A 6,785-nucleotide genomic window follows, 5' to 3' on the forward strand; every position below is an offset into this window, starting at 1 on the left:
CCGAAGACCGCGCCCCGACAGGACGAGAAAGCCTTGCGGAGATCGTCGCCGGTTTTCTGCTGATACTGTTGCAAGCCCATGATCAGCGGCGTGGACAGCATGAAAAGCGTCGTGGGCCGGAATTGGCGCGTGACCGCAACAATGTTCACTGCCTCAAAAGGCAGATGCGGCACACACACCGGGCGGATCCCCGAAGCGGAGAACTTGTCGAAGTTCAGCCCCTCGCGGAACGTGAACAGCGAATAAACCATGTAATCGTGTGGACGTGCACCCATGTGCCACATCTCGCGCTGGAGGCCGTCCAGGGGAATGTGGTGTTCGGAGCGCGGCAACGGCGTCGGGTCACCGGTGGTACCCGATGTGAAACCCACACCGCGCAGATGCGGCGCGTCGGCACAACGCAGGCCGCCGAAGGGGTCGTTGTGTGTATCGCGAAAGCGCCGGATGCGATCCTTGTCAATGAACGGCACCTTCTCCTTGAAGTCCGCCAATGAACGAATGTCCGACGGCTTGACGCCGGCTTCGTCCCACACTTCGCGAATCAACGCCGAGCGCTGATACACATACGGCACGAGCTGAAGAATACGCACCTCTTGCAGTCTCTCCAGCTGATCACGCGGCATCGTCTCGATGTGCGGATCAAAGTACCGATCACTCTCGGCACGGGGCGTGGTCATTCTGTCTCCTTCATTTGGACCGCGGCGATCTCACCAGCTCGAACGGGCGGAAATTAGCATAATGATTTACATTTTGAAGATGATTTACAACGCGCGCCTCCGTAGTTTCCCGGGGCGGCACGTCTTATTCATACGAAACTGTCAAGTTGCTGCTGTGCACGCGCGCGTACGGCATGGCGCCGGCGCTCCAGATCGTCCGGGTCGACGTCCGGCATCGCCCCGACGGAGCGACGATATTCCAGTTCCAGCGCCTCACCATATGGCAGCTTGTAACCGTCGTCGATCAGACGTTTGTAGTCGACGAGCGTCTGCGGCACTGTAGAGAGCATGGTCGCCGCTGTCTGGCAAGACTCGGGCAAGAGCCGTCGCGCCTCAACTACGCGATGCGCCAGGCCCCAGGCCTCCGCCTGCGAAGCAGACAGAAAATCTCCGGTGAGCGACAGCGCCTTCGCGCGATAGATGCCGATTGTGCGTGAAAGGCGCTGCGATAACGCCCAGCCCGGCAGCACGCCGACCCGCGCGTGTGTGTCGGCAAAGCGCGCGAGCTGGCTGCAGATCAGCACATCGCAGGCCAACGCCAGTTCGAAGCCGCTACCAATCGCCACTCCGTTGATCGCACCAATCACAGGGCCTGGGAAGTCCAGCAATGCGGCGACCGGATTGCACTCAAGGTTGTCAAGCGCAAGCGCGTTGCCGCTCGCGGCCGCACCAAGCTCCTTGAGATCCAACCCGGCACAGAACGCGTCGCCCGCGCCCGTGAGAATCAGCACGCGCGCCTGCGGATCACGCGCCAGCATTCGCACCGTGTCAGTCAGTTCGCGCCGCAATGCCTGCGACAGCGCGTTCTTCGCGTTCGGACGGTTCAATGTGAGCAGCACGCAACCGGGCAACGGTCGCTCGATCAACAAGCTGGAGTCGGCCATCAAGCTTTCTCTTCAGATTGAGAGTAAATACACGGCCCGGCGGCCTGAGGCTCGCCGCCGGGATTCTGACTGGCAGCGCCTGAATGCGCTCAATTGGCGTAAAACCGCTGCCCCTGCGCCGCCATCGCGCGCATGCGTTCAGTCGGTCGATAGCCGGGGCCCAATGCCGCATAAGCGTCGGCTCGTTCGACGACGTGAGCAAGACCCAGCCAGTCCGCGTACTTCAATGCCCCGCCCAGATATGCAGGGAAGCCGATGCCCAGCAGCAGCGCCATATCGAGTTCGACCGGGCTGGCCACGACGCCGTCTTCGAGCGCGTGCGCCGCTTCGATGATCAGCGGCAGCATCATGCGTTCGATGATCTCGTTGCCGCTGAAGTCGCGCGTGCCGTTCGGCTGAACCCTCGCCAGGAGCTCGTGGGTGTCGTGCGCCACGCTGCGCCTCGGCTTGCCGTTGGGGTCGGTTTCATAGCGATAGAAGCCCAGGCCGTTCTTCTGACCAAAGCGCTTGTTGGCCGACATCAGGCGCAGTGCATCGTGTTCGAGGTGAGGCATGCGCTCGGCGTAGCCCGCCGAAATGATGTCGCTGACGTGGCTGCCCGTGTCCATGCCGACCACATCTTCCAGATAGGCGGGACCCATCGGCCAGCCGAACGCTTCCATCACCTGGTCGACGCGCTCGAAATCGGCGCCGTCGCTGATCAGTTGCAGAAAACCGCGCATATAGGCTGTCAGAATACGATTGACCAGGAAGCCCGGACAATCCTTGACGACGATCGGTGTCTTGCCCATCGCCACAGCGTAGCCGACCGCCGTCGATACCGCTGCGTCGCTCGTCCGGCTGCCTTTGATGACCTCCACCAGCGGCATCACAGGAACCGGGTTGAAGAAGTGCATGCCGACGAAATTTTCGGGGCGCTGCAGTGGCTGAGCGATATCGTCGATGCGCAAGCTCGACGTGTTCGACGCGATCACGGCATCTGATCGCACTACGTCCTCCAGTTCGCGCAGCACTTTGTGCTTGACGCCAAGGTTCTCGACCACCGCCTCGATCACCACGTCGACCGTGTCGAAGTCGGTATAGGCGAGACTGGGCACGATTGCGCCAAGCACGTCGTTGGCCTTGGACTGCGTCGCCCGTCCGGCCTTGATTTGCTTTGCGAGCTGTTTTTCGGCTTCGCCCATGCCGAGGTCGAGCTGCGCCTGGGCAATGTCCTTCAGGCGTACCGGCACGCCGCGCAACGCACTGGTGTAGGCAATGCCGCCGCCCATAATGCCGGCGCCGAGAACCGCCCCCTGACGCACGGCACGGGCCTGCTTCGCGTGCTGCTTGAACAGTTTCTTCAGAACCTGATCGCTCAGGAACGTCTGAACCAGGGCGTCGGCTGCCTGGGTTTTGGCGATCCGGGCAAACGCGAGTCCCTCCTCGTTCAACGCACCGGCGCGATCCATGCTGGCCGCCCGCTCCATCATCTCGACCGCAGCCAGCGCGGCCGGCTGATGCTTGCCACTCGACTTCGCGACCTTTGCCTTCGCCTCGTCGAATAGCTTCGCCGGTTCCTGCTCCGGCTGCGCAAGCGGCGAGCGCTTGGCCTTCTGACGGCCCCGCCAATCCAGTTTTCCCTCTGCCGCGCGCTTCAGAAAATCGAGCGCGACATCGCGCAATAGCTCCGGCTGCGCCACCGCGTCGACCACGCCAGCCGCCAGAGCGCCTTCTGCTTTCGACGGCTTGCCTGAGGCGATCCAGTCGATAGCGACCGCTGGACTCGCAAGGCGCGGCAGGCGCACGGTGCCACCAAATCCGGGAAACAGGCCGAGCTTGACCTCGGGCAGCCCGACCTGCGCCTCGCTCGACATGATCCGGTAGCACGCGCTCATCGCCATTTCCAGGCCACCGCCGAGTGCGAAACCGCTCAGCGCGACGACCGTCGGCACCGGCAGGTCCTCGAACGCATTGAACACTTCATTTGAGCGAGCGTTGTGGGAGGCGAGCTCCGGAACCGGGAGCTTGAACATCTCGCCGAACTCCGTGATGTCCGCTCCGACAATAAATACATTTTTAGCACTGGTTACCAGAACGCCTTGCAAACCCTCCAAGCCGGCAATCTCCACCGTGGCGCGACGCAACTCGTCGACCGTACGCGCATCGAGCTTGTTGATCGCATCGCCTTCGCGATCGAAACACAGTTCGACGTACCCGTCCCCGAGTGCGTGTACCCGGATGCTCTGACCTTTGAACAAGACTTCTCTCCTCTTCCGTGATTCACCGACGGCAGCTTGGCCGTTTAGCCATCAAAGACGTTCGATGATGGTGACGTTGGCCATGCCGCCGCCTTCGCACATCGTCTGCAGACCATAGCGCTTGCCGCGTTGCTCGAGCGCGTTGATCAGGGTCGTCATCAGCTTGGTACCGGACCCGCCCAGCGGGTGACCGAGCGCGATCGCGCCGCCGTTCACGTTGAGCCGCTCCGGATCGGCGTCCAGTGCCTTAAGCCACGCAAGCGGTACGGGCGCGAAGGCTTCGTTGACCTCGTAGAGATCGATATCGGAGATCGACATGCCCGCCTTTTTCAGGGCGTGCGTGGTAGCGGGGATCGGCGTTTCGAGCATGATCACCGGATCGCTGCCCAGCACGGTCATGTGGTGAATGCGCGCGAGCGGTTTGATGCCCAACGCCTTCAGGCCTCGCTCATTGACGATCATCACGCCGGTGGCGCCGTCGCACACCTGGCTAGCCGTCGCGGCGCTCACGCGCCCGCCTTCCTGCAGGAGCTTGACGCCGGCGATACCTGCCAGCGTCGCGTCGAAACGGATACCCTCGTCAACCGTGTGCAGGTCGCCGGGCACCGAACCGTCAGCCAAACGAGCCTGAAGCGGCAGGATTTCATTCTTGAAGCGGCCCGCTTCGGTGGCTTCGATTGCGAGCTGATGGCTGCGCAGCGCAAATGCGTCGAGCTGGTCCTTCGAAAGTTCGTACTTGTTGGCGATCAACTCTGCGCCCATGAACTGGCTGAACACCACGCCGTTGTAGCGTGCCGAGACCGTGTCGCTGATGTAGGTGCCCATGCCGTTCTTCTGCGGGAGTGCCGACGGGGTGAACATGGGCACGCGCGTCATCGACTCGACGCCGGCCGCGATCACGATATCCATTGCGCCTGACATCACTGCCTGCGCCGCGAAATGCACGGCCTGTTGCGACGAGCCGCACTGACGGTCCACCGAGGTGCCAGGCACGGATTCCGGCAGCTTCGATGCGAGTACCGCATTGCGCGCGACGTTAGTCGACTGCTCGCCGACCTGACTGACACAGCCCATGATCACGTCGTCGACCGCGGCCGGATCGGCGCCCGAGCGTTCGAGCAACTCGTTGATGACCTGAGCGGCCATTTCCACGGGATGCCAGCCCGCCAGACGGCCATTGCGACGGCCACCTGCGGTACGCACCGCTGCGACGATATAGGCTTCAGCCATGTTGATCTCCTGTGAATATGCAGAAAAGTGGATTCGGGTTTCGTGTCCGTTCAGCGCGGCGCCATGCGAATGGCGCCGTCGAGACGGATGCACTCGCCATTGAGGTAGACATTGGTCGCAATACTCTCCACGAGCGCGGCGAATTCTTCCGGTTTGCCAAGCCGCTTCGGAAACGGCACAGACGCGGCCAGCGCCTGCAAAACGTGATCGGGCGCGCCCCTCATCAACGGGGTTTCGAAAATGCCTGGCAGAATCGTATTGACGCGGATGCCGTCGTTCATCAGGTCGCGCGCGATCGGCAACGTCATGCCGACGAGGCCCGCCTTCGAGGCGCTGTAGGCCGCCTGCCCCATCTGACCGTCCTGCGCCGCCACCGACGCGGTATTAACCACGAGGCCGCGTTCGCCATCCGCGAGCGGAGCGAGGTTCAACATGCCGGCGGCGGACTTCGCGATACAACGGAACGTGCCGATCAGATTGATCTGGATCGTGCGCTCGAACTTGTCCAGCGGATAGTGCTTCGGCTCGCCGGTAGACTTGTCACGGCTCGCCGTCTTGATCGCGTCACCCGTGCCCGCGCAGTTGATCATCAATCGCTCCTGGCCCAGGGCGGCGCGTGCCTTGGCGAACGCAGCGTCCACCTGCGCCTCGTCGGTGACATCGACCTTGCAGAAGACCCCGCCCACCTCTTTTGCCACGGCTTCGCCCAGTTCAGCGTTGAAGTCGAAAACCGCTACCCGCACACCGTGCGACGCCAGACGGCGCGCGGTGCTGGCGCCAAGACCGGACGCGCCGCCGGTGATCACAGCCGAAATCGTTGAATCCAGAATCATGGTGAATCGCACTCCTCGTCGATGGTCAAGCGGTCTACAGACTCCGCACAGAGGTCACTCTAGGCACGAATCGCGCGCGCAGCCATCGTCCAAAACGACGAGGACGCTGACTTGCACAACCGGCACGCGCGGTTCAGCGGGCCAGCACGATGCGTTGCCTTCGCACGAATCACCCCATAGAATAGAGGTATCTGTTTATGATTTGACATTGGGCTAAGCATCGACCCACAACGCGGACCAATATCAATAACGATATGATAAAACCCCTTAAATACAAGACTTATCAACCGTATCTATCACCAACCGGCCATCCCGAGGTTCTGAAAATACTTCATTGATTTCTATGGCAGCCGGACAATACCGGTATCTTTATTTAACGCGCCGCGCCTCTCACGCTTTGACGGCGGTTGTCGCTGCCGCCATGACGGCTATTGGGCGCAAGGCACCAGGAGACATCACATGAGTCAAACCGGCTCCGGCATCGACGGCAAATTCTTTCGCAGCGCACTCGGCTCCTTCGCCACGGGGGTCACCATCGTCACCACGCACGACAGCGAAGGCGGGGACGTCGGACTGACCGCCAACAGCTTCAACTCGGTTTCACTCGACCCGCCTATGGTGTTGTGGAGCCTCGCAAAGACCTCAGGCAGCATGCCGGCGTTCATGGCTAACGACCACTTCGCGGTACACGTGCTCGCCGCTCATCAGCAGCCGCTCTCGGACCAGTTCTCGCGGCGCGGCGCCGACAGGTTTGCCGGCATCGAGATGGCGCGCGGCGTAGGCAACGTGCCGCTACTCGATGGCTGTTCGGCGCGCTTCCAGTGCCGCACGGCATTTCGCTATGAAGGCGGCGATCATGTGATCTTCGTGGGTGAAGTGCAG

General features: G+C 62.0%; 6 protein-coding genes. 1 reads left to right on the forward strand and 5 read right to left on the reverse strand.

Annotated elements, in window-relative coordinates; all coding sequences use genetic code 11:
• The 5 genes from VGH68_RS10645 to VGH68_RS10665 all read right to left on the reverse strand — a co-directional run.
• Positions 1-677, reverse strand: a 677-nt coding sequence (locus VGH68_RS10645; RefSeq protein ID WP_414696927.1) for a hypothetical protein, incomplete at its 3' end; no start/stop codon positions are given.
• 128 nt (positions 678-805) lie between these two features.
• Positions 806-1,600 (reverse strand): enoyl-CoA hydratase, encoded by a 795-nt coding sequence (locus tag VGH68_RS10650; RefSeq protein ID WP_331603570.1) that lies wholly within the window; start codon positions 1,598-1,600, stop codon positions 806-808.
• An 89-nt stretch (positions 1,601-1,689) separates the two neighbouring features.
• Entirely contained in the window at positions 1,690-3,840 is a 2,151-nt protein-coding gene (fadB, locus tag VGH68_RS10655) for a fatty acid oxidation complex subunit alpha FadB (protein WP_331603571.1), read from the reverse strand.
• A 51-nt stretch (positions 3,841-3,891) separates the two neighbouring features.
• A complete protein-coding gene (locus tag VGH68_RS10660) occupies positions 3,892-5,070 on the reverse strand; it encodes an acetyl-CoA C-acetyltransferase (RefSeq protein WP_331603572.1) in 1,179 nt (392 codons plus the stop codon).
• 50 nt (positions 5,071-5,120) lie between these two features.
• A complete protein-coding gene (locus VGH68_RS10665; RefSeq protein WP_331603573.1) occupies positions 5,121-5,903 on the reverse strand; it encodes an SDR family NAD(P)-dependent oxidoreductase in 783 nt (260 codons plus the stop codon).
• Between the two features lie 459 nt (positions 5,904-6,362).
• Between VGH68_RS10665 and VGH68_RS10670 the strand changes: the two genes are divergently transcribed.
• On the forward strand, positions 6,363-6,785 hold a 423-nt coding region (locus VGH68_RS10670), incomplete at its 3' end, for a flavin reductase family protein (protein WP_331603574.1).

The sequence above is a fragment of the Paraburkholderia sp. genome, from assembly GCF_036488505.1.
Taxonomy (GTDB): Bacteria; Pseudomonadota; Gammaproteobacteria; order Burkholderiales; family Burkholderiaceae; genus Paraburkholderia.